Annotated in this window: 19 protein-coding genes; 6 read left to right on the top strand and 13 right to left on the bottom strand. The window is 70.6% G+C overall.

All coding sequences use genetic code 11. The features are described 5' to 3' along the window. Positions 1-137 precede the first annotated feature (137 nt). Both ASF43_RS22485 and ASF43_RS22490 read left to right on the top strand, forming a co-directional pair. Entirely contained in the window at positions 138-989 is an 852-nt protein-coding gene (locus ASF43_RS22485; RefSeq protein ID WP_056186029.1) for a fumarylacetoacetate hydrolase family protein, read from the top strand. 353 nt (positions 990-1,342) lie between these two features. Next, complete coding sequence (locus ASF43_RS22490; protein ID WP_162241847.1) at positions 1,343-2,788, top strand: hypothetical protein; 1,446 nt, start codon at positions 1,343-1,345, stop codon at positions 2,786-2,788. Between the two features lie 3 nt (positions 2,789-2,791). Here the strand turns inward: ASF43_RS22490 and ASF43_RS22495 are convergent, their stop codons facing one another. Continuing rightward, on the bottom strand, positions 2,792-3,475 hold the full coding sequence (locus tag ASF43_RS22495) for a glutathione S-transferase family protein (protein ID WP_056186035.1): 684 nt from the start codon (positions 3,473-3,475) through the stop codon (positions 2,792-2,794). A 105-nt stretch (positions 3,476-3,580) separates the two neighbouring features. Then, the gene (locus ASF43_RS22500; RefSeq protein ID WP_056186038.1) at positions 3,581-4,561 is read right to left on the bottom strand and encodes a tripartite tricarboxylate transporter substrate binding protein; all 981 of its coding nucleotides are present in this window, start codon (positions 4,559-4,561) and stop codon (positions 3,581-3,583) included. Positions 4,562-4,720: 159 nt separating this feature from the next. Between ASF43_RS22500 and ASF43_RS22505 the strand changes: the two genes are divergently transcribed. The 4 genes from ASF43_RS22505 (at position 4,721) to ASF43_RS22520 (ending at position 9,628) form a co-directional block, all read left to right on the top strand. Then, a complete protein-coding gene (locus ASF43_RS22505) occupies positions 4,721-6,940 on the top strand; it encodes a rhodanese-like domain-containing protein (protein WP_056186041.1) in 2,220 nt (739 codons plus the stop codon). A 3-nt stretch (positions 6,941-6,943) separates the two neighbouring features. Continuing rightward, the gene (locus tag ASF43_RS22510) at positions 6,944-7,930 is read left to right on the top strand and encodes a tripartite tricarboxylate transporter substrate binding protein (RefSeq protein WP_056186044.1); all 987 of its coding nucleotides are present in this window, start codon (positions 6,944-6,946) and stop codon (positions 7,928-7,930) included. 20 nt (positions 7,931-7,950) lie between these two features. Continuing rightward, positions 7,951-8,718: an alpha/beta fold hydrolase gene (locus ASF43_RS22515; protein ID WP_056186625.1), complete on the top strand. Its 768-nt coding sequence runs from the start codon at positions 7,951-7,953 to the stop codon at positions 8,716-8,718. A gap of 67 nt (positions 8,719-8,785) precedes the next feature. Then, positions 8,786-9,628: a PA4780 family RIO1-like protein kinase gene (locus ASF43_RS22520; RefSeq protein ID WP_056186045.1), complete on the top strand. Its 843-nt coding sequence runs from the start codon at positions 8,786-8,788 to the stop codon at positions 9,626-9,628. A 149-nt stretch (positions 9,629-9,777) separates the two neighbouring features. On the opposite strand, the gene metC is transcribed toward ASF43_RS22520, so the two are convergent. From metC to ppk2, 11 genes are all read right to left on the bottom strand, one after another. Further along, complete coding sequence (gene metC, locus ASF43_RS22525; protein ID WP_056186048.1) at positions 9,778-10,992, bottom strand: cystathionine beta-lyase; 1,215 nt, start codon at positions 10,990-10,992, stop codon at positions 9,778-9,780. Continuing rightward, a complete protein-coding gene (locus tag ASF43_RS22530; RefSeq protein ID WP_056186050.1) occupies positions 10,989-11,618 on the bottom strand; it encodes a cysteine dioxygenase family protein in 630 nt (209 codons plus the stop codon). Before ASF43_RS22530 ends, metC begins: the two co-directional genes overlap by 4 nt. A gap of 19 nt (positions 11,619-11,637) precedes the next feature. Next, the gene (locus ASF43_RS22535) at positions 11,638-12,465 is read right to left on the bottom strand and encodes an amino acid ABC transporter ATP-binding protein (protein ID WP_304437971.1); all 828 of its coding nucleotides are present in this window, start codon (positions 12,463-12,465) and stop codon (positions 11,638-11,640) included. A gap of 30 nt (positions 12,466-12,495) precedes the next feature. Continuing rightward, positions 12,496-13,326, bottom strand: coding sequence for an amino acid ABC transporter permease (locus ASF43_RS22540; RefSeq protein WP_056186056.1), 831 nt, complete (start codon positions 13,324-13,326; stop codon positions 12,496-12,498). After that, positions 13,316-14,068: an amino acid ABC transporter permease gene (locus ASF43_RS22545; RefSeq protein ID WP_056186059.1), complete on the bottom strand. Its 753-nt coding sequence runs from the start codon at positions 14,066-14,068 to the stop codon at positions 13,316-13,318. Before ASF43_RS22545 ends, ASF43_RS22540 begins: the two co-directional genes overlap by 11 nt. After that, the gene (locus ASF43_RS22550) at positions 14,065-15,330 is read right to left on the bottom strand and encodes an aminotransferase class I/II-fold pyridoxal phosphate-dependent enzyme (RefSeq protein WP_056186062.1); all 1,266 of its coding nucleotides are present in this window, start codon (positions 15,328-15,330) and stop codon (positions 14,065-14,067) included. The genes ASF43_RS22545 and ASF43_RS22550 overlap by 4 nt, the downstream gene beginning before the upstream one ends. Further along, a complete protein-coding gene (locus tag ASF43_RS22555; RefSeq protein WP_056186064.1) occupies positions 15,327-16,763 on the bottom strand; it encodes an FAD-binding oxidoreductase in 1,437 nt (478 codons plus the stop codon). Before ASF43_RS22555 ends, ASF43_RS22550 begins: the two co-directional genes overlap by 4 nt. Further along, a complete protein-coding gene (locus ASF43_RS22560) occupies positions 16,760-17,659 on the bottom strand; it encodes a transporter substrate-binding domain-containing protein (RefSeq protein ID WP_056186067.1) in 900 nt (299 codons plus the stop codon). The genes ASF43_RS22555 and ASF43_RS22560 overlap by 4 nt, the downstream gene beginning before the upstream one ends. An 81-nt stretch (positions 17,660-17,740) precedes the next feature. After that, complete coding sequence (locus tag ASF43_RS22565) at positions 17,741-18,577, bottom strand: transporter substrate-binding domain-containing protein (protein WP_056186628.1); 837 nt, start codon at positions 18,575-18,577, stop codon at positions 17,741-17,743. A gap of 79 nt (positions 18,578-18,656) precedes the next feature. After that, positions 18,657-20,279, bottom strand: coding sequence for a rhodanese-like domain-containing protein (locus tag ASF43_RS22570; protein WP_056186070.1), 1,623 nt, complete (start codon positions 20,277-20,279; stop codon positions 18,657-18,659). A 117-nt stretch (positions 20,280-20,396) separates the two neighbouring features. Further along, positions 20,397-21,311 (bottom strand): polyphosphate kinase 2, encoded by a 915-nt coding sequence (ppk2, locus tag ASF43_RS22575; RefSeq protein WP_056186072.1) that lies wholly within the window; start codon positions 21,309-21,311, stop codon positions 20,397-20,399. Positions 21,312-21,480: the final 169 nt, after the last annotated feature.

Genomic DNA, 21,480 nt, shown 5'->3' on the forward strand with positions numbered 1-21,480 from the left:
CAACCCCCTTGCGGGGGCACCGCCAGCGGCCGGTCAGAGCCCGTTCCGCGGCCACCGGAAGTGTTCAGTGCAGCCCGCGTAGGATGCGGGCGCTCCGGAAAGCTTTGTTTACAGAGAAGAGAAAAGGAAGGCAACACATGAAACTCGTCCGCTACGGCAACCCCGGCAAGGAGAAGCCCGGCCTCATCGACGCCAACGGCCAGCTGCGCGACCTCTCGTCCGTCGTGCCCGACATCGGCCCGGCCCAGCTCGGCGATGCAGCCCTGGCCAAGATCGCGAAGGTCAAGGCCGACAAGCTGCCGCTGGTGCGCGGCAAGCCGCGTTTGGGCACACCGGTGTCGGGCACGCAGAAGTTCATCGCCATCGGCCTGAACTACGCCGACCATGCGGCCGAATCCAACATGCCCATCCCGGCCGAGCCCGTGGTGTTCACCAAGGCCAACAGCTGCATCCAGGGCCCGAACGACCCGGTGATGCTGCCCAAGAACTCTGTCAAGAGCGACTGGGAAGTGGAGCTCGGCGTCGTCATCGGCACGCGCGCGCGCTGCGTCTCGCAGAAGGACGCGCTCAACTATGTGGCCGGCTATGTTGTCATCAACGACGTGAGCGAACGCGCCTGGCAGCTCGAACACGGCCTGACCTGGGACAAGGGCAAGGGCTTCGACACCTTCGGCCCCATCGGCCCCTGGCTGGTCACGCGCGACGAAGTGCCCAACGCGCAGAAGCTGGGCATGTGGCTGGACGTGAACGGCGAGCGCATGCAGACCGGCAACACCAAGACCATGATCTTCGGCGTGGCCAAGCTCGTGGCTTACGTGAGCCAGCTCAACACGCTGATGCCGGGCGACATCATCACCACCGGCACCCCGCCCGGCGTGGGCATGGGCAAGAAGCCCGCTGCCATCTTCCTCAAGAAGGGCGACGTGATGACGCTGGGGATCGACGGCCTGGGCGAGCAGCGGCAGGACGTGGTGGCGTTCAAGCTGTGACGTGTGGCTGACGTTCGCCTGCGGCGGACCTGGTCAAAAAAGAGAGCCTTGGGGCTCTCTTTGCGTTGTGGGTTCGCGGTCGTTCCCGCGACGCAAAAAACTGCGCGCGTTGATGCCCCATCCTCGTTGTGCGCGCAAATAATCCCGGTTACATGATGTTGCATTGAGGCGTCCATCGACGTACTGCAACGCATCACAGGAGGGGTTGAGGGATGGCGCGTTGGTGGTGGGCTTTCGGCATTGCTTTGGCAGTGGCCGGTTGTGGCGGTGGTGGTGGTGGCGGTGATGCGGCGGGCCCTGCGCCGGTGGTCCAGGGGCTCAGCATCCGTGCGGTGCAGTGCAATACCCCGGCCATGACAGAAGCGTTGACCTGCGTGGTCACGGGCAGCGGGCTGACCTCGTCGCTGCAGATCGAGGCGCAGGACTGCACGCCCTTCGTCGAGCAGGCAGAGGCGACGTCGAGCCAGCGCAGTTACCGCTGCCTGCCCCAGTCCGAGGGCGCCAAGGCCGTTCAGGTCAGTGCAGGCGGGGCGGTGCAGGCCCGGGCGAGTGCGCAGGTCCAGCCCTTTCCCGAACGCGGCACCTCGGCGGTGTCGTGCACGCCCGCCTTCGCAACCTCCAGGCTGACCTGCACCGCGCGCGGCGATTTCGCGCGCGCGTCATCACTGCAAGGCGAAAGCTGTGGCGCGAGCTCGACCCAGCCGTTCGCCGGCGGGATCGACCTGAGCTGCACGCCGTCGCAAGCAGGCGTGCTGGCGCTGGTGTTGACAGCCGATGGCGCGTCCTACGCCATCAAGGTCACCGCGCGCGAGGAGCCGGGGGTCGTGGCCATTTCGGCCAATGGCTACATCTCCATGGCGGTCAAGGCCGATGGCTCCCTGTGGGTCTGGGGCGACCAATACCAGGCGTTTCCCTACATGAATCTGGACAAGCCGCGCCAGATTGGCCAGGGCTTCAGCGCGGTGGCGGTCGGCCAGTATTACTACGCCGCGCTCAAGCCCGACGGCAGCCTCTGGGCGTGGGGACCCGCCCGAACCAATGCGACCGTTCCCGTTCAGATATCGCCGCCCGGCATGGTGTTCACCAGGATCGCCATCGACAGCCATCTGCTGGCCATCCAGGAAGGGGGCACGCTCTGGGCCATGGGCTTGAACGACTTCGGCCAGCTGGGAGACGGCACGACCCAGGAACGGACCAGCCTGGTGCAGATCGGTAGCGGGTTTGCCGAGGTGTCTGCTGGCAGGCAGCACTCGTTCGGCGTCAAGACAGACGGGGCATTGTGGGCCTGGGGCACCAATGCCTATGGCCAGTTCGGCGACGGGACGACGCTGCCCAGCGCCGTGCCCAAGCAGGTCGGCACTGGATACGTAAGCACCGTGACGGCGATGTTCTCGCCTGCCTATGGCGTGGCCGCAGACGGCAACCTGTACGGCTGGGGCGCCTCTTCCTGGGGGGCGTTGGGCTTGCCCGATGGCGCCCACCCCAATCCCGTGCTGTTGACCACCGGCGTGCGCGAGGTCGCCACGTCTGCTAGCCACACGCTGGCCGTGAAGACCGATGGTGGGTTGTGGACCTGGGGCTTCAACAATGCGGGCCAGGTCGGTGACGGCACGCTGAACAACACGGCCGTGGCTGTGAACGTGGGCACGGGCTTCACCAAGGTGGCGGCCGGCGCCTTCCACAGCATCGCCTTGAAGACCGATGGCAGTGTATGGACCTGGGGCGGCAATGACCGGTACCAGCTCGGCGATGGGACCACGACACCCCGAGCCGTGCCGACGCAGGTGTGGCTGCGCTGAGCTTCAGCGCCCCAGCCGATACGGCTCCTCGAAATCGAGGAACGCCTTCTCCGCCAGAGCGCCCTCGATCCAGCGCTGCACGCCCGGCAGTTCGCGCACGCGGTCCACGTAGGCCGCGATCGCAGGCGGCAGCGGCAGCGCGTAGGTCAGCAGGCGCATGCAGACGGGCGCGTAGTAGGCGTCGGCGATGCTGAAGGCGCCGAACAGCATCGGGCCGCCGTGCGCGGCCAGCAATTCCTCCCACATCGCCACCAGGCGCGCCACGTCGGCGCGCACACCGGGTTTGTCGCGCCAGATCAGCTGGCCGGTCTCGGGCAGGCGGGCCTCGATGTTCATGGGGCAGTTCGAACGCAGCGCGCCGAAGCCCGCATGCATCTCGGCACAGATGCTGCGCGCGCGGGCGCGGGCCTTGGCATCTGTGGGCCACAGCTGCCTGTCGGGGAATCGCTCGGCCGCGTATTCGGCGATCGCCAGCGTGTCCCACACGGCCAGGTCGCCGTCCACGAGCACGGGCACCTTGCCCACGGGCGTGATGCCGGTCAGCGCATTCTTGAACTGCGAACCGGGGTCGAACGAGTCGAAGCCGACCATGACTTCTTCGAACGGGATGCCGGCCTGGGTCAGCAGCACCCAGGGCCGCATGGACCAGGACGAGTAATTTTTGTTGCCGATGTAGAGCTTGAGCATGCGGACTCCTGGTGCGTTGGGTCCGCGATGCTAGCGCGCCGACGCCGCGCGATCGATGCCGAAAGCGCGGGCGATTGATGCGCGGCCCGCAAGGCCGCGCCGCGCTCAGCGCAGTGTCAGCCCCGCTGTCTTGATGGCCCGGCTGTACTTGGGCTGATCGGCCCGCAGGCTCGCCGCCAGCGCCTCGGGCGTGCCGCCGGCGATGCCGAATCCGAGCTCCAGTAGCTTGCTGCGCACATCGGGCGCCTGCAGCACGGCCTGGATGTCGCGGTTGATCTTGCGCACCACCTCGGGCGGCGTGCCGGCCGGGGCGAAGTAGCCCTGCCAGCTCTCCACCGAGAAGCCCGCGGGGCCGCCCGCCTCGGCGATGGTGGGCACGTCGGGCAGGGCCGGCGAGCGGTAGTCCGTGGTCACGGCCAGCGCGCGCAGCTTGCCGGCGCGCACGTAGTCGGTCACCGCGGCCAGCGTGATCAGCGTGGCGTTGGTGTGGCCGGCCAGCACGTCCAGCGTGGCCGGGCCGCCGCCGCCGTAGGGGATGTAGTTGACCTTGGCGCCGGTCTCCTGCGCCAGCATCTCGTGCGCCACATGGGCCACGCCGCCGTTGCCGGGCAGCCCCAGGCTGATGCTGTCGGGCTGGGCCTTGGCGCGGGCCAGGTAGTCGGCCAGCGTGTTCAGGCCCGTGCCCGGGTGCACCACCAGGATCTGCGGGTTGACCACGGCCTTGATGATGGGCGCGAAGCTCTGCGCGCCGTAGGGCAGCTCCTGGAACAGGATGCTGTTGAGCGTGAGGCCCTCGCCCTGTTGCAGCAGCGTGTAGCCGTCGGGCGCGGCCTTGGCCACGCGCGCCGCGCCGATGGTGCCGCTGGCGCCGGCCACGTTCTCCACCACCACGTTCTGGCCCCACAGCGCGGTGAGCTTGTCGGCGATCAGCCGCGTGAGCTTGTCGGCACTGCCGCCGGGCGCCACGGGCACGACGATGCGCACGGGCTTGGTCGGGAAGTCGGGCGCGGCGTGCAGCGCGGGCAGGGCCAGGGCCGTGAGCGCGAGGCCGGCGGCGAGGGTGCGTAGAAAAGTGCGAGGGGTCATGGCAGTGGGCCGTTCGATGCGAAACAGCTGCGCAATCTAGGCGGCACGCCGCGCGCGAGGAACGACGCATTTCAGATATCCAAGCGCGAATTGCTTCGTTGGCGCGGGCCGTCGCGCGCGCTACGTTCGGCGCACCGTTCACACCGCTTGGCCTCTTCCATGACCCAGACCCACGTTTCCCTCGACTTCAGCGGCAGCGACACCGCCAGCCAGCGCGCCCGCGCCGTCGCGGCCTTCATCGCCACCGCGCGCCGCCTGATCCCCGAGCCGACACGCGCCACGCCCGAGCAGCTGCGCGCCACGGCCTCGGCGCTGGAGGCGCTGGGCCTGCAGCGCGCGCTGTTTCCGCTCGATCACTTTCCCGTGTCCGAGGCCAACCCGGCCCAGGTCTGGCGCCTGGCCGAAGACCTGGATGGCCGCTACGCGCTCTACGCGTCGGCCGGCCTGCCCGGCAAGGCCCAGCCGCCGCACGACCACACGACTTGGGCCATCATCGCCGGCGTGCACGGCAACGAGCGCAACGTGTTCTACCGCCGCGACGCCACGGCCGATGCGCAGCGCCACACCCTGACCGCCCTGCGCACGGTGGACGTGGTGGCCGGTGCCTCCGTCACGCTGCTGCCCAGCGACGTGCACACCATCGAACTGGTGGGCGACGCACAGGGCCTGCAGCTGCACTTCTACGGCCTGGCGCTGGACCGCCTGCCCGGCCGTGTGGTGTTCGAGAGCAAGGAGGGCGGCACGTACCGCACCTTCGGCCCGCCCAAGTCCATCCGCCATGCGCTCGTCACGCCGCAGGCGCTCAAGGCCGCGCTGGCCGATGGCGAGGAGATCGCCGTGCTCGACGTGCGCGAGGCCGGCGTGTTCGCCCACCGCCACATCCTGTTCGCCGCGCCCGCGCCGCTGTGGCGCCTCGAATTGCTGATCGACCGCCTGGTGCCGCGCCGCAACACGCGCACCGTGCTGGTCGACGGCAACGAGACGCTGGCCCACGAGGCCGCCGCCAAGCTGGCGCGCCTGGGCTGGACCAACCTCTCGGTGCTGGCCGGCGGCACCGACGGCTGGGAGGCGGCGGGCTACGAGATCTTCAGTGGCAGCAACGTGCCCAGCAAGGCCTTCGGCGAAGTCATCGAGCACGAGAAGCACACGCCCTGGATCACGTCCGAACAGCTGGCAGAACGCGTGGCGCGCGGCGACGACATCGTGGTGGTGGACAGCCGCACGCCCGAGGAGTTCGCCGACTTCAGCCTGCCGTTCGCGCACAGCCTGCCGGGTGCCGAGCTGGTCTACCGCATCGGCGAACTCGCGCCGCGGCCCGAGACCTTCGTGGTGGTGAACTGCGCCGGCCGCACGCGCAGCATCGTGGGTGCGCAGACGCTGATCGATGCCGGCATTCCGAACCAGGTCGCCTCGCTGCGCAACGGCACCATGGACTGGCTGCTGACCGGCCGCACGCTGGCGCATGGCCGCCAGGCCGCGCTGCCGGAGCCCTCGGCCGAGACCTTGGCGACCGCCCGCGCGCGCGCCGAGGCCGTGGCGAAGCGGGCCGGCGTGCAGCGCATCGACGCGCTGGATCTGGCGCGCTTCGAGGCCGAAGCCGAGGCGCAGGCCCGCACGCTGTACCGCTTCGACGTGCGCACGCGCGAGGAACACGAGGCCGGCCACCTGCCGGGCTGGCGCTGGGCGCCCGGCGGGCAGCTGGTGCAGGCCACCGACGAATACGCCGCCGCGCGCGGTGCGCGTATCGTGCTGGCCGACTGGGACGGCGTGCGTGCGCTGACCACGGGCGCCTGGCTGGCCCAGCTGGGCGGCTACGAGGTCTTCGTGTTCGTGCCGCAGCGCTTGCCCACGCTGGCGGCCGGCCCCGAGCCGGTGCAGGTGCTGGCCTCGCGCCCGGCGGCCGCGGCCATCGCGCCGGTCCAGGCGCAGGCGCTGCTGGCGGCGGGCCAGGCCGTGGTGTTCGACGTGGAGCGCCGCGCGGCGTTCGAGAAGCGCCACATCGCCGGCGCGCGGTTCTCGGTGCCGGACCGCCTGCCCGCGTTTGTGGCCGAGCTGCCGGTGGCGCAGGCCGTGCTGGTCACCTCGCCCGACGGCGTGCTGGCCCGCACCGTGGCCGCCGAGCTGGCGGCGCGCACCGGGCGCGACGTGCGCGCGCTCACGGGCGGAACGGCTGCCTGGGCTGCTGCCGGCCTGCCGGTGGAACAGGGTGGCGAGGGCGTGCTGACGGGCGACGACGACCACTGGTACAGCCCCTACCACCATGCCGATCTGGCCCAGCGTGATGCGGGCTTTCAACAGTACCTGGATTGGGAACTGGGCCTGGTGGGGCAGCTGGAGCGGGAAGGGGCGACGGGCATTCGCCTGTTGCCGCAGGCCTGAGAGATGCGCATCACGCCTCTGTACCGCCGCGCACTGCTCGCGCGTGCGGCTGCCTGTGTGGCAGCGCCCTGGCTGGCCGGCGCGGCGCAGGCCATCGACTTGCGCGGCCGCCCCGTGCGGCTCGTGCTGCCGCTGGCGCCGGGCGGCGCCATGGACGTGTTGGGCCGCGGCCTGGCCAGCGAACTCGGCCAGCGGCTGGGCACCAACGTCGTGGTGGAAAACCGCGCCGGTGCCGGCGGCAACCTGGCGCATGAACTCGTGGCCGGCGAGAAGCCCGACGGCCATGCGCTGCTGCTGACCAGCAACGCGCTCGTGGCCAACGTCACGCTGTTCGAAGGCCGCGTGCGCTACGACCCGATCCGCAGCTTCGCCCCCGTGAGCATCATCGCCAGCACGCCCGCGGCGCTCGTCGTGCGCAGTGATGCGCCGGCCGCCGACGTGGCGGCGCTGGTGCGCCAGGCGCGCGGCGCGGGGGTCAGCGTGGGTACGCCGGGCTTTGGCAACGGGAACCATCTGGCCCTGGTCAAGCTGCAGCGCGCGCAGGGCGGCGACTGGGTGCATGTGCCGTACAAGGGCGCCGGCCCTGCGGTGGTCGGCCTGCTGGGCGGCGAGACCGACGCGGCCATCGTGGCCCTGCCGGCGGCCCTGGCGCAGGTGCAGTCGGGCAAGCTGCGTGCGCTGGCCGTGCTGCAGGGGCGGCGCAGCCCCATCACGCCCGAGGTGCCCACGCTGGCCGAGGCCGGCGTGGCGCTGACGCTGGATACCGGCTGGTTCGGCCTGCTGGCGCCTGGCGGCACACCGAGCGATGTGGTCGAGCGCGTGCACCAGGCCGCGGCCGATGCACTGGCCGACCCGGCCTTTCGCGCGCAACTGGGGCGCCAGGGCTTCGAGACCGTCGGCAGCACGCCGCAGGCGTTCGCGCAGCAGCTCCGCGCCGACGTGGCCTACTTTCCGCCCCTGCTCAAGAGCATCGGCGCACGCGTTGAGTGACGCATCAGCAGGAAGCCTTCATGCCGACCATCGCCCTGGGTGCCAGCATCCATTACGAGACCTACGCCCCCGGGCCCGACGCGCCACAGGGCCTGCCCGTGCTGCTGCTCGCGCCGGGCGGCCTGCGCTCGCGCATCGGCCTGTGGCGCCACACGCACGACGGCCGCCCGCGGCCCTGGCCCGATCCGACGGTCGAGCTGGCCCGCGCGCACCGCGTGGTGGCGCTGGACCAGCGCAACGCCGGACTGTCGCGTGCGCCCGTGCGGCCCGACGACGGCTGGCACAGCTTTGCGGCCGACCACCTGGGTGTGCTCGATGCGCTGGGCATAGCCCGCTTCCACGTGGTGGGCGCGTGCATCGGCGCGTCGTTCGCATTGAGGCTGGCGGAATGCGCGCCGCAGCGCGTGGCGTCGGCCGTGCTGCAGCAGCCGATCGGCTGGACAGCCGAAAACGCGCTGCTGCGGCCCGAGAGCTTCGAGGCCTGGGCGCGCGACGCGCGGCCGTGGCTGCCGGGCGTGCCCGAGGCGCATCTGCGGGCGCTGGAGCGCAACCTCTTTGGCGGTGACGACTTCGTGTTCAGCGTGTCGCGCCAGTTCGTGCGCGAGACGCAGACGCCGCTGTTGGTCCTGGCCGGCAACGATGTGCACCACCCGGCGGAGACGTCGCGGGAACTGGCAGCGTTGGCGCGGCGGGGGCGCCTGGTGCCGCAGTGGACCGGCGAGGCCCACCGCGCCACCTATGTGCAAGGGATTCTGGAATTCTTCCGGCAGGCGGAAGCGGCGGGCTGACACGCACGCCACGCCGGCCAGGGCAGGCCAGTTAGAGTGGGGGCCGCTCCGCTCTCGACTGCCCCCCATGAAACCGCCCGCCCGCCTGCAATCGCTCATCGAAGAGGGCCTGATCGACACCGTGGTGCGCCAGCTCATGAGCGGCAAGGAGGCCATGGTGTTCGTGGTGCGCAGTGGCGACCACACGCACTGCGCCAAGGTCTACAAGGAGGCCACGCAGCGCAGCTTCCGCCAGGCCGTGGACTACACCGAGAACCGCAAGGTGAAGAACTCGCGCCAGGCCCGCGCCATGGCCAAGGGTACGAAGTTCGGCCGGCAGGCGCAGGAGGCCGCCTGGCAGAGCGCCGAGGTCGACGCCCTGTACCGGTTGGCCGATGCGGGCGTGCGCGTGCCCAGGCCCTACAACTTCTTCGAGGGCGTGCTGCTGATGGAGCTGGTGACCGACGCGGCCGGCGATGCCGCGCCGCGCCTGAACGACGTGGACTTCACGCCGCAAGACGCACGCCGCCACCACGCCACGCTGGTGACCGAGGTCGTGCGCATGCTGTGCGCGGGTGTCGTGCATGGCGACCTGTCGGAGTTCAACATCCTGCTGGCCGCCGACGGCCCGGTCATCATCGATCTGCCGCAGGCCGTGGACGCGGCCGGCAACAACCACGCGCAACGCATGCTGCTGCGGGATGTGGGCAACCTCGCGGACTTCTTCGGGCGGTTCGCGCCGGAGCTGCGGGGCACGGCGTATGGGCCGGAGATCTGGGGGCTGTACCAGGCGGGGTTGTTGCAGGTGGACAGTGTGCTGACGGGGCGGTTCGAGAAGACCGCGGCAGCGGTGGACATGGGCGGCGTGCTGCGCGAGATCGATGCGGCGCGGGATGAGGAGGCGGCGCGGCTGGTGCGGATGGGGCGGTGAGTCGGGCGCGGGCCATCGCTGCGCTCGGCCCTGGGGAGCCCTCACCCCGGCCCTCTCCCGCATCCGGGAGAGGGAGACGGGCCAATGAAAGCGCTCGGTCTTCTTGCCCCTCTCCCGTGCGCGGGAGAGGGTTGGGGTGAGGGTCTGCGTTACGCAGCCACCGCCAACTGACTCTGGCTCTCCGCCCGCACCAACGCCTGCCCCAGGTCCGCGATCAGGTCCTGCGGGTCCTCCAGCCCCACATGCAGCCGCACGACCGGATCGGTGCCGTTCCATGCACTGTGCTCGCGCAGCCGCTCCGGCGCCGCGATCAGCGCCAGGCTCTCATAGCCACCCCACGACGCCCCGATGCCGAAGAACTGCAGCGCATCGATGAAGGTCTCGGCCTGCTGCTGGTCCGCGCCCTCCAGCACGAACGATACGAGCCCGCTCGCACCGGTGAAGTCCCGCTTCCACAGCGCATGGCCCGGGTCGTCCGCCAACGCGGGGTAGAACACGCGGCCCACCTGCGGCTGCCGGTGCAGCCACTGCGCAACCTCGGTCGCATGGCGCTGGTGCTGCGCCAGGCGCACCGGCAGCGTGCGCACGCCGCGCAGGGCCAGGTAGGCGTCGTCGGCGCCGATGGTCAGGCCCAGGGCTTCATACGCGGTGGACAGCTTGGCGGCCAGCGCCGGCGAGTCGGCCACCACGATGCCCTGCATCACGTCCGAATGCCCGGCGATGTACTTGGTCGCTGCCTGGATGGAGAGGTTGGCGCCGAGCTGCAGCGGCTTGTAGAACCAGCCGCCGCTCCAGGTGTTGTCGGTCGCCACCGGGATGCCGTGCGCGCGCGCCACGGCCGTCAGCGCCGGCAGGTCCAGCACCTCGTACAGCAGCGAGCTGGGCGACTCCAGGTAGACGAGTTTGGTGTTGGGGCGGATCTTCGCGACCAGGTCGTCCTGCGAGGGCGAGAAGTATTCGAGCGTGATGCCCAGCCGCTGCAGTAGCGTGGCGTCGACGCGGCGCACGGGCGAGTAGACGCTGTCGGCCACCAGCGCATGGTCGCCGGGCGAGAGCAGGGCCAGCAGCACCAGCGTGATGGCGGACAGGCCCGAGGGCGTGAGGAAGGCGCGGTGGCCGCCCTCCAGCGCGGTGACGGCGTCTTCGAGCGCGCGGTGCGTGTCCAGCCCGTGCCGGCCGTACGAGGCCACGCGCTCGCCGGCCACGCGCCGGTGGTGGTGGTCGGCGTAGGCGGCGGTGTCGGCGAAACGCACGGTGCTGGTGCGCACCACCGGCACGTTCACGGGGCCGGAGCCGCCGCGCAGGGGCGGCGTGCCGGCGTGCAGCAGGCGCGTGGCGGGGCCGATGGGCGGGGCCTGCGTCATACGGCGGCTTCCTCGCTGGGCTTGAGCTGCGAGGCGTTGTAGCGCACCACCTTGCCGGTCTCGGGCTCGATGCCGATGCGGTCCGTCAGGCGTTCCAGCGGCAGGCCGTACAGGTGGAAGTGCAGCGTGGGCTCGCTGCCCTTCACGTGGATGCTGTGGATGTCGTCGGGCAAAAAGGCGATGGGCGTGCCGGGCCGCACCGTCACCTCGCGCGCCACTTCCAGCTGCGCATGGTCGGGGTTGCGGCCGTCGTCGGTGCGCGCGTAGACGCGGTTCTCTTCCTCGCCCTGCACGGCCACGATGACGGCCCAGGTCGTGTGGTTGTGCGGCCAGGTGGTCTTGCCGGGGTTGATCGAGTTCAGGTAGAGGGCCAGGCCGTCGTCGCCATCGGCAGCATTGAGCCGGTAGCGCGTGGATGCGCCCACGCCTTCCGTTGCGGCTGGCGGCGGGAAGTCGGCGCGCGTGAACCAATCGGCGTGCGCGGCCAGGCGCTCCAGCCGCGCCGTGATGGCGGCGAGAACGCTGCGGTCGGGCGGGCCGCCGGCCACGAGCTGGCGCACGTCGGCCAGGGTCTCGTCAATCGCCTGGCGGCGTTCGGATTGCAGGGCGGTAGGGGCTTGGGTCATGGGGTTCTCCTTGGATGTTCTAGAGGGCAAATCGCAGGCGGTCGAACACCAGCGTATCGCGTGGCGGCAGCACCGGCAAGGCCGCCGGCCGGGTGCGCGCGCCATCGCCCAGCGTGCGCTGCAGGAACGCACGCGTGCGCTCGCTCTGCGGGTCGCCGAAGATCTGCTGCGCCGGCCCGTGCTCGACGATGCGGCCGGCCTCGGTGAAGTACACGGCGTCGCTCACCTCTTTGGCAAAACGCATTTCGTGCGTGACCAGCACGCAGGTCATGCCGCCTTCCACCAGGTCGCGGATCACGGTCAGCACCTCGCCCACGGTCTCCGGGTCCAGCGCGGAGGTGACCTCGTCGAACAGGATCAGCTCGGGCTGCATGGCCAGCGCGCGGGCGATGGCCACGCGCTGCTGCTGGCCGCCGGACAGCTCGCCCGGGTAGGCCTTCTCCTTGTGGCCCAGGCGCACCTTGTCCAGCAGCGCGCGCGCCTCGCGCTCGGCCGTGGCGCGGTCACGGCCCACCACGCGCGTGGGCGCGATCACCAGGTTCTCCAGCACCGTCAGATGCGGGAACAGGTTGTACTGCTGGAACACGAAGCCCACGCGCTTGCGCAGCGCGATCAGCTCGGCCTCGGTCTTGAGCTGGTCCACGCGCGTGCTGCCCACGGTGATGGAGCCGGTCTGCGGCCGCAGCAAGCCCGTGATGCAGCGCAGGATGGTCGACTTGCCGGAGCCCGAGGGACCGATGATGGACACGGCCTGGCCGCGACGCACCTCGACATCGATGCCCTGGAGCACCTGGTTGGCGCCGAAGGCCAGGTGCACGTTGGCCAGCTGCACCAGCGGCGGCTGCACGGCAGTGGCCGCGATGGAGGAGAGAAAGGTTCAGTGGCGTTCATGGCGGCGCTCCAGCGCGCGGGTGGCGCGGGCAATCGGGTAGCAGTAGGCGAAGAACAGCACCAGCAGCGTGAAGTACACGAGGATGGTGAAGTCGGTGCGGGCCACGGTGTTGCTGGCGATCTGCGCCGTGTCCACCACGTCGTGCACGCCGACCAGCGAGGCGAGTGAAGTGCTCATGGTGATGCTGGCGTACAGGTTCATCCACGGCGGCAGCATGCGGCGCACGCACTGCGGCAGCACCACCAGCCGGAAGATCTGGCTGCGCTTGAAGGCCAGCGACTGCGCCGCCTCCCATTGCGCGCTGGGGATGGACTGGATCGCCCCGCGGAAGATCTCGGCCACGTTGGCGCTGGTGGGCAGCGCCAGGCCCAGCACCACCTTCACCCAGTCGGGGAACGGGAAGGTCCAGGCCACGATGTTCAGCTCGAACGGGAACACGTAGGTCGTGAAGTAGATCAGCACCAGGATGGGCGCATTGCGGAACACCTGCACGTAGCAGCGCATGAGCACGCGCACGGCCGGCAGGGGCGACAGCGACAGCGCGCCCACGACCAGGCCGACCACGGTGCCGATAGCCACGGCCAGCACGCTGATCTCGATGTTCACGAGCAGGCCGCGCAGCAGCGCCGGCATCCAGCGCCACAGGTGCGTGAAGGCCGCGGGCGCGCTGCCCGTGGCGTTCCAGTACCCCAGCACGGCCAGCGCCGCGGCGGCGGCGATCAGCCAGGGGTTGCGCGCGGCGTTCAGCAGCGCGGCGGGCAAGCCCAAGGCGCGAGAGGGCGCGGCGGCGCGGGGCAGGGTGGCTTCATTGGCCATAGCCGGGCATCCTCCATCGGTGTTCTAGCCAGCGGCCGGCGCGGCTCACGAGCCAGGTCAAGAGGCCGAACCAGATCAGGATCAGCAGCAGCAGTTCCAGCACGTTGTCGCGTTGCGACCAGATCATGATGGACTCGTAGGTCACGTCGCCGACCGCGATGGCCGAGGCCACGGCCGTCATCTTCACGAGGTCCACGAGGTTGTTGACCAGCGAGGGCAGCGCGAAGCGCACGGCCAGCGGCAGCTGCACGCGCGCCAGCAGCTGGCGCTGCGAGAAGCCCAGCGAGCGCGCGGCCTCCAGCGTGGTACCGGGCACGGCCTCGATGCCGGCGCGCAGCGCCTCGGCATGGAACACGCCCTTGTGCAGCGACACCACGATCACCACCCACACGAAGGGCGTGAGCGGGTTGTTGCCGGCGCCGAAATCGCGCAGCTGCTGCGTGATCAGCATGTTGAGCACGAGGAAGGCGCAGTACAGCTGCACCAGCGTGGGCGTGTTGCGCGTGACCTCGACGAAGGCGCGCGCGGGGCCGGCGATCCAGGCGCGGCTGGACGTCATGAGCGCGGCCAGCAGCACGCCGGCCGCCAGGCTGCCCGGGATGGTCAGCAGCGCGAGCTGCACGGTCACGCCCAGGCCGCGCACGAAGGCCTGGCGCTCGCTGGCGTCGAGCACGAAGGCGTAGTTCAGGCCCAGGTTCTTGAATGCCGCCACGCCCTGCACGAGCAGGGTGTCGGTGGTCATCCTGCGGCCTCGGCTTCCAACGTGCGCACGTCAGTGACGTGCGCAGGCCGCAACGCCGCTACGGCGCGCGCGATGCGTGTCGTCGCGTCCGACAGCACCGCATCGCTGGCCGCCGTGGAAATGCGGAAGTAGGGCGACAGGCCATAGCTCGCGCCATCCACCGCCGCCACGCCTTCGGCTTCGAGCAGCCAGTCCGTCAGCTCGGCATCGGTGCGGATCACCTGTCCATCAGGCCGCTGCAAACCCAGCAGCGCGCCGCAATGCACGAACGCGAAGAACGAGCCGCCGGGCGTCAGCAGCTTCAGGCCGGGCACGGTGTTGAGGGCGTTGACCACCAGCGTCGCGCGCCGCGCATAGGCCGCGCGCGCCTCGCCCACGAAGCGCTGGTCCGCTGATTCCAGCGCCGACGCCACGGCCGCCTGTGCGATGGAGTTGGGGCCGGAAGAGGCCTGCGACTGGATCACGACCATGGCCTGCACCAACGCGGCAGGGCCTGCGCCCCAGCCGATGCGCCAGCCGGTCATGGCGTAGGTCTTGGACGCGCCGTTGACCAGCAGCGTGCGCTCCTTCAAGTCCGGCGCGACATGCAGCCAGTGCGCAGGCGCCTCGGGCGTGAACCAGATGTGCTCGTACAGCTCGTCCAGCAGTACCAGCACCTGCGGGTGGCGGCGCAGCACTGCTGCCAGCGCCGCGAGCTCGGCCGCGTCGTACAGCGCGCCGCTGGGGTTGCCCGGCGTGTTCAGCACCAGCCAGCGCGTGCGCGGCGTGATGGCCGCCTCCAGCGCAGCCGGCGTGAGCTTGAAGCCCACGGCGATGTCGCAGGGCACGATCACGGGCTGGCCGTCGTTGACCAGCACCATGTCGGGGAACGATGGCCAATAGGGCGCGGGGATGATGACCTCGTCGCCCGCGTCCAGCGTGGCGGCCAGCGCGTTGTAGATCACCTGCTTGCCGCCGTTGCTGACGACGATCTGCGCGGCGGGGTAGTCCAGCGCGTTCTCGCGTGTGTATTTGGCGCTGATCGCGCGGCGCAGGGCCGCTGTGCCGGCCGTCGGTGTGTACCTGGTTTCGCCGCGCGCCATGGCCGCGATGGCGGCCTGCTGGATGGGCTCGGGCGTGTCGAAGTCGGGCTCGCCCGTGGTCAGTGCGATCACGTCGCGGCCCTGCGCGGCCAGGGCGGCGGCGCGCTGGCTGGCGGCGGCGTTGGGCGAGAGCTTGACGCGCTGCGCGCGTTGCGAGAGCAGGATGGGGGTGGTCGTCATGGTGTGCTTTCTTCTGCGGTGTGCGGCGCGAGCACCTTGCCGGGGTTGAGCAGCCCGAGCGGGTCGAACGCGGCCTTCAGCCTTCTCATGAGGTCCAGCTCCACCGCGCTCTTGTAGCGGGGCAGCAGGTCGCGCTTGGTCTGGCCCACGCCGTGCTCGGCGCTGATGGAGCCGCCATGCGCATGCACGCTGTCGTGCACCAGTTCGTGGATGGCGTCCTCTGCGGCGAACAGCTCGGCCGGCGTGGCGCTCGGCGCGTGCGAGACGTTGTAGTGCAGGTTGCCATCGCCCAGGTGGCCGAACGCGACCGGCCGCACGCCGGGAAAGCGCGCCTGCAGCGCGGCGGCGGTGGCGGCCAGGAAGTCCGGGATGCGCGAGATCGGCACCGACACGTCGTGCTTGATGTTGCGGCCATCGCGCTGCTGCGCCAGGCCCAGCGCCTCGTCGCGCAGGCGCCAGAGGGCGTCGCTCTGCGGCAGGCTTTCGGCGATGGCCGCGTCCGTGACCAAGCCGTCCTCGAAGGCCTGGCTGACCACGGCTTCGAAGCGTTCGCGCGCGTGGGCTTCGCCCTCGCTGTCCGACAGCTCGACCAGCGCGTACCACGGAGCGTCCAGCGGCAGCGGCAAGGGTTGCGCCGGCACATGCTGCGCGATCAGGCCCAGGGCCGTGTCCGACATCAGCTCGAAGGCCGTGAGGCTGGCGCCGAAGCCGGCCCGCGCGCTGCTCAGGAAGGCCACCGCGTCGCGGATGCAGCCGAAGGCCAGCAGCGCGGTGTGCTGCGCCTGCGGCAGCGGGTACAGCTTGAGCGTGGCCGCGGTGATGATGCCCAGCGTGCCCTCGCTGCCCACGTACAGGTCGCGCAGCGCGTAGCCGGTGTTGTCCTTGCGCAGGCCGCGCAGGCCGTCCCAGACCGCGCCCTCCGCCGTGACCACCTCCAGCCCCAGCACCAGCTCGCGCGTGTTGCCGTAGCGCAGCACCTGGGTGCCGCCCGCGTTGGTGGAGAGGTTGCCGCCGATGGTGCAGCTGCCCTCCGAGCCCAGGCTCAGCGGGAACAGGCGCCCGGCTTCGCGCGCGGCCTGCTGCACGTTTGCCAGCACGGCGCCGGCCTCCACGGTCAGCGTGTCGTTGTCGCGGTCGATGGCGCGGATGCGCTGCAAGCGGCCCAGCGACAGCAGCACGGCCCGGCCGCTGCCGTCCGGCGTGGCCGCGCCCATCAGGCCGGTGTTGCCGCCCTGCGGCACGATGGGCGTGCGGTGCTGGCGGCACAGGCGCACCACCTGCGCGACCTGGGCCGTGTCGGCCGGGCGCACCACGGCCAGCGCGCGGCCGGTCAGCCGGCGGTGCTGGTCGGTCAGGTAGCCGGTGGCGTCGTCACCGGTCAGCACATGGGTGCTGCCCAGTGCCTCGCGCAATGCGGCCAGCAATGTGCTCACTGTTTCTTGCCCTCTGCGGCTGCCGCAGCCTGCGCCTCGCCATACACCGCGAAATCGAACGGCGCGCGGTCGAACTGGCCCTTCAGCGCGCGCTGGTGGCGCTCGGCGATCCAGGTGTCGGGCACGCCCCACTGGCGCGCCTGCTTGAGCAGGAAGCCCGTGCGGTGCCAGTCCTGGATGGCCTTGTCGACGAAGGCCTGCGTGTCGGCCTCGCCGCGGCGCGTCCACACCACGGTGGGCGAAGGAATCAACTGGTCTTGCGTGCCGAGTTCGAAGTCCTTCCACTCGGCCGCGTTGGGGCCGGTAAGCTTCTCGTACAGCGCGGGCTGGATGTGGACTGACGCGGCGCAGGTGCCGCCCTTGAGCGCGAGCAGCGACTCGGGAATGCCGCGCAGGCCCTTGACCACGGCGCCGTAGGTTTCTGCCAGCGGCCTGGCGAAGTTGCTGCCCTGCGAGACGCAAGCCACCTTGCCGCGCAGGTCTTCCCAGCGCTTGATGTTGCTGGCCTTGGCCACCAGCGCGCCGCCGCCGATCAGGTCGTAGGGCGTGGGCGCGAACGACAGGATCTCGCTGCGCTCCTGCGTCCACTGGATGTTGGCGATCAAGAGGTCGACCTTGCCGCTCTGCAGGAACTGCACGCGCGTGGAGGCGGTCACGGGCACCGTCTCCAGCGCCACGCCCAGGCGCCTGGCGATGTCGGCGGCCAGCGCAGTCTGGTAGCCGCCGGTCTTGCCCGTGGCCGGGTCGAGCACGCCGAAGGGCGGGCTGGCGCCGTCGATGCCGACGGACAGCTTGCCGCGCTGCTGGATCTTGTCGAGCGTGGCGTCAGCGTGGGCGGTGCCGCCCGAGAAGGCCAGGGCCAGGGCGGCGGAAAGGGGAGCGAGGAAGCGGTGCATGTGGACATCCGATCGGCAAAGGCGCGGCCAGCCCCGCGTGCACGGGGCCATGCCAGGGAAGAAAAAAACGGGAAGGGTGGCTTAGTTCGCCGCGGCCTTGAATTTGGCCTGCAGCTCGGGCAGCAGCGGGTTCGGCGGCTCGATGCCGACACGCTTTTCGGTGGCGATCAGCCAGCCGCTGCGGTGCCATTCCTGCACTACCTTGTCGACGGCGGCGATGGTGTCGGCCTCGCCCTTGCGCGTCCACACCACCGAGGGGGCGGGCAGCACTTCTGTGGCGATGGGCGCGCTGTACTGCGTCCACTCGGGGTTGCTCCGCAGCAGCGGCTGGATCAGCGTGCTGTCGTGCACGGCAGCCACGCAGTTGCCGCCCTTGAGCGCCAGCAGCGAATCGGACGAGCTCTTGAAGCCCTGCACCTGGGCGCCGTAGTCGTTGGCCAGCGGCTTGGCGAAGCTGCTGCCCTGCGACACGCAGACCGGCTTGCCGCGCAGGTCTTCCCACTTCGTGATGCCGCTGTCCTTGCGCACGGCGGCCGTGCCGCCCACGCGGAAGAACGGCGTGGGCGCGTGGCCCAGGATCTCGCCGCGGTCGGCGTTGTATTCCATGGACGCGATCAACAGGTCGACCTTGCCGGCCTGCAGGAACTGCACGCGCGTGGCGGTCTGCACCTGCACCAGGTCGGCCTCCACGCCCAGGCCCTTGGCCAGCGCGCGCGCCAGCTCGGGGTTCCAGCCCACGAGCTGCTGCGTGGCCGGGTCGATGGAGCCGAACGGCCCGCCGTTGACCAGCACGCCGATGCTGACCTTGCCGCGCTGCCGGATCTTGTCGAGCGTGGCGTCGGCATGGGCGGTGCCGGCCAGCAGGGTGGCGGCCAGGCCGAGGGCGAAGGTGGGGCGGGCGAATGGGGTGGTGCGCATGGCGAGGGGGCCGAGTGGGAACAGGGTGCGCATGTTCCAACGCACGCCGCTGCCGGGCAACGAAGCTTTGCGAGGATGCTTATGCGCGCCGTGATCCATGCGCAGCCGGCGCGGGCTGCGGCAGCCGGAACACGGCCAGCTCGTCGGGCGCGCATTGCGCGATGAGCCCGGTCTCCCAGGCCAGGTAGCGGCGCGCGGCCTCCAGGTTGCCGTCGTGCCGGTCGTGCACGAACAGCAGGTAGTCGATGGCGTCCGCATCGGCAGGCGTGTCGGGCGAGGCGGCGACGGGCAGGCCGGCCGCGACCCAGTCGGCGGCCAGTGCCCAGTGCACGTCATGCCAGCCGGCTTCGGCCAGCTCCGCCACGGCGAGGCGGGCGATGCCGGCATCGGATGCCAGTAGCAGTACCGTGTTGTCTGTCGAGCCTGCGGCGTGTGCGTCGGCCGGCAGCCGCGAGCGGATGGTCCAGCGCGCGCCCTGCGCGTGCTGGCGGCGGTGGGCGCGCGAGTCCTGCAGGTCCAGCAACAGGGGCTGGCGTGCGGCGACCCAGGCGGGCAGGGCTTGCGTATCGATCCGCGCGGGCGTGGCGTCATGGAGCAGGTTGGCGGCCGGCACGCGCAGCGACGCGCGGATGCCGCCTTCGACCACCGCCGTCTCATAGCCCAGCCGCGCCAGCCAGGCCGCGACCACGGGCGCACGCACGGCCTCGCCGTCCAGCAGCAGCACACGGCCGTTGCGCACGCCGATGGTCTGGTCCGTGGCCTGCAGCAGCTGGCCGCCCGGCGCATGGCGCGCGCCGGCCAGCGTGCCGGCCGCGAACTCTTCGTCGCTGCGCACGTCCAGCACATGCACGGTGCGCGCCGCATCGTCGAGCCAGGCCTGGGCCTGGGCCGCATCGAGCCGCTGCACGTCGGCCTCGTCCGCCAGCCGTGCGGCCGCCGCTTGGTCCTGCGCGCAGGCCTGGGGCGCGCTGTGGGCGCGGCGCGTGCTGCCGTGCTCCAACGGCAGCCCGGCCAGCGCCCAGCCCTGCGTGCCGTTCTCCAGCGCGACCACGGGGTTGGGCACGCCCAGGCTGCGCAGGATCTGCGCGCCGATGATGCTGCGCGTGCGGCCCGCGCAGTGGATGACGATGGGCGTGGCCGGGTCGGGCGCCAGCGCATGCCAGCGCAGCGCGAGTTCGCCGTTGGGCACCGAGGTGGCGCCGGGAATGGTCACCTTGCGGTGCTCGGCGAAGGTGCGGCCGTCCAGCAGCACCAGCGGCTGGCCAGAGGCCTGGCGCGCCTGCAGCTCGGCCGCCGAGATGTGCGGCGTGGCGTAGGCGTGCTCGACGAGTTCGCCGAAGGTCTTGGAGGGCAGGTTCACGCCCTGGAACAGCGTATAGCCTGCCGCGGCCCAGCCCGGCGCGCCGCCGTCCAGCACGTGCAGGTCCGTGTAGCCCAGCGCAGCCAGCCGTTGCGCGGCGCGTGCAGCCACGCCGTCACCGGCGTCCAGCAGCACGGTGCGCGTGGCCCGGCGCGGCACGAGGTGTGGCACGTCCAACTCCAGCCGGCTGTAGGGCGCAGGGACCGCAAAGAACGGGTGGCCTTCGCCGAACTGGCCGGCTTCGCGCACGTCGAGCAGCGCGATCTCGTGGCCGTCGTTGAGCCATTGGCGCAGGGTGGTGGCGGGGACGGGTGTGCAGGAGATGGGAGAGGTCTGGGGCATGCGGCGACCTTAGCCCGGCGCGCCGCATGGGGCCAACGTTTTTCTTCTATCGATATGCGGTTTGTGGGGCCGACGTGTGTGGCCAGCGTCGCCGAACGGCAGTCTCAGCCGATCATTTCAATACCTGTCCGGCACATACATGTCGGCCGGCACCGGATTGCGCGTGTACTCCGGATTGCGCGCCCGCTCCGGCAACACGATGGCCGGGTGCTCCACTTCCTGGTAGGGCAGCTGCGTGAGCAGATGGCTGATGCAGTTCAGGCGGGCCTTCTTCTTGTCCACGGCCTGCACCAGCCACCAGGGCGCCTCGGGAATGTGGGTGCGCTCCAGCATGATTTCCTTGGCCTTGGTGTAGGCCTCCCAGCGGCGGCGGCTCTCGAAGTCCATGGGGCTGAGCTTCCACTGCTTGAGCGGGTCGTGGATGCGGCCGAGGAAGCGCAGGTGCTGCTCGTCGTCGGTGATGGAGAACCAGTACTTCACCAGCGTGATGCCCGAGCGGATCAGCATCTTTTCGAACTCGGGCACGGAGCGGAAGAACTCCTCGTACTGCGCATCGTCGCAAAACCCCATCACGCGCTCGACACCGGCGCGGTTGTACCAGCTGCGGTCGAACAGCACGATCTCGCCAGCCGCCGGCAGGTGCGATACATAGCGCTGGAAGTACCACTGCGTGCGCTCGCGGTCGTTCGGCGCCGGTAGCGCGGCCACGCGGCACACGCGCGGGTTCAGGCGTTGGGTGATGCGCTTGATCACGCCGCCCTTGCCGGCCGCGTCGCGGCCTTCGAACAGCACGACGACCTTCTGGCCCGTGCTTTGCACCCAGTCCTGCAGCTTGACCAGCTCGCCCTGCAGGCGCAGCAGTTCACGGAAGTAGGCCTGGCGGCCCAGGCCGTCTTGGGTGCCCGCCTCTTCGCCGGCCAGGCGTGCGTCGTCGATCTCCATTTCCAGCTCTTCGTCGTAGCTGTCGAGCAGGTCGCGCTCGATGCGCTGCATCACACTGTCGTGGTGGTCGGGGAGAAGCTTGTCGTTCATGGTGCGTTCCTTGTGCGTGGGATGCTAGGCAGCGCATATGACATCCCCATGTCCATCCTGTCACTCCGCTGTCACCGTTCTGTCGGAACAATGCGCGCCTGCGTGTCTGTAAGCGGCTCGCAAATCGAGGTGCGGCCACGCTGACCAATTGCCGGGATGCAGCACGCGT

The organism is Pseudorhodoferax sp. Leaf267 (genome assembly GCF_001422405.1).
In the GTDB taxonomy this organism is placed as follows: Bacteria; Pseudomonadota; Gammaproteobacteria; order Burkholderiales; family Burkholderiaceae_C; genus Pseudorhodoferax.

Bases quoted from the DNA above. Each gene is read 5' to 3' on its own strand.
- ASF43_RS22490 (WP_162241847.1), top strand. From the start codon at position 1,343: ATGACAGAAGCGTTGACCTGCGTGGTCACGGGCAGCGGGCTGACCTCG.
- ASF43_RS22510 (WP_056186044.1), top strand. From the start codon at position 6,944: ATGCGCATCACGCCTCTGTACCGCCGCGCACTGCTCGCGCGTGCGGCT.
- ppk2 (WP_056186072.1), bottom strand. From the start codon at position 21,311: ATGAACGACAAGCTTCTCCCCGACCACCACGACAGTGTGATGCAGCGC.
- ASF43_RS22485 (WP_056186029.1), top strand. From the start codon at position 138: ATGAAACTCGTCCGCTACGGCAACCCCGGCAAGGAGAAGCCCGGCCTC.
- ASF43_RS22560 (WP_056186067.1), bottom strand. From the start codon at position 17,659: ATGCACCGCTTCCTCGCTCCCCTTTCCGCCGCCCTGGCCCTGGCCTTC.
- ASF43_RS22505 (WP_056186041.1), top strand. From the start codon at position 4,721: ATGACCCAGACCCACGTTTCCCTCGACTTCAGCGGCAGCGACACCGCC.
- ASF43_RS22540 (WP_056186056.1), bottom strand. From the start codon at position 13,326: ATGGCCAATGAAGCCACCCTGCCCCGCGCCGCCGCGCCCTCTCGCGCC.
- ASF43_RS22500 (WP_056186038.1), bottom strand. From the start codon at position 4,561: ATGACCCCTCGCACTTTTCTACGCACCCTCGCCGCCGGCCTCGCGCTC.
- ASF43_RS22550 (WP_056186062.1), bottom strand. From the start codon at position 15,330: ATGACGACCACCCCCATCCTGCTCTCGCAACGCGCGCAGCGCGTCAAG.
- metC (WP_056186048.1), bottom strand. From the start codon at position 10,992: ATGACGCAGGCCCCGCCCATCGGCCCCGCCACGCGCCTGCTGCACGCC.
- ASF43_RS22495 (WP_056186035.1), bottom strand. From the start codon at position 3,475: ATGCTCAAGCTCTACATCGGCAACAAAAATTACTCGTCCTGGTCCATG.
- ASF43_RS22545 (WP_056186059.1), bottom strand. From the start codon at position 14,068: ATGACCACCGACACCCTGCTCGTGCAGGGCGTGGCGGCATTCAAGAAC.
- ASF43_RS22530 (WP_056186050.1), bottom strand. From the start codon at position 11,618: ATGACCCAAGCCCCTACCGCCCTGCAATCCGAACGCCGCCAGGCGATT.
- ASF43_RS22515 (WP_056186625.1), top strand. From the start codon at position 7,951: ATGCCGACCATCGCCCTGGGTGCCAGCATCCATTACGAGACCTACGCC.
- ASF43_RS22520 (WP_056186045.1), top strand. From the start codon at position 8,786: ATGAAACCGCCCGCCCGCCTGCAATCGCTCATCGAAGAGGGCCTGATC.
- ASF43_RS22565 (WP_056186628.1), bottom strand. From the start codon at position 18,577: ATGCGCACCACCCCATTCGCCCGCCCCACCTTCGCCCTCGGCCTGGCC.
- ASF43_RS22570 (WP_056186070.1), bottom strand. From the start codon at position 20,279: ATGCCCCAGACCTCTCCCATCTCCTGCACACCCGTCCCCGCCACCACC.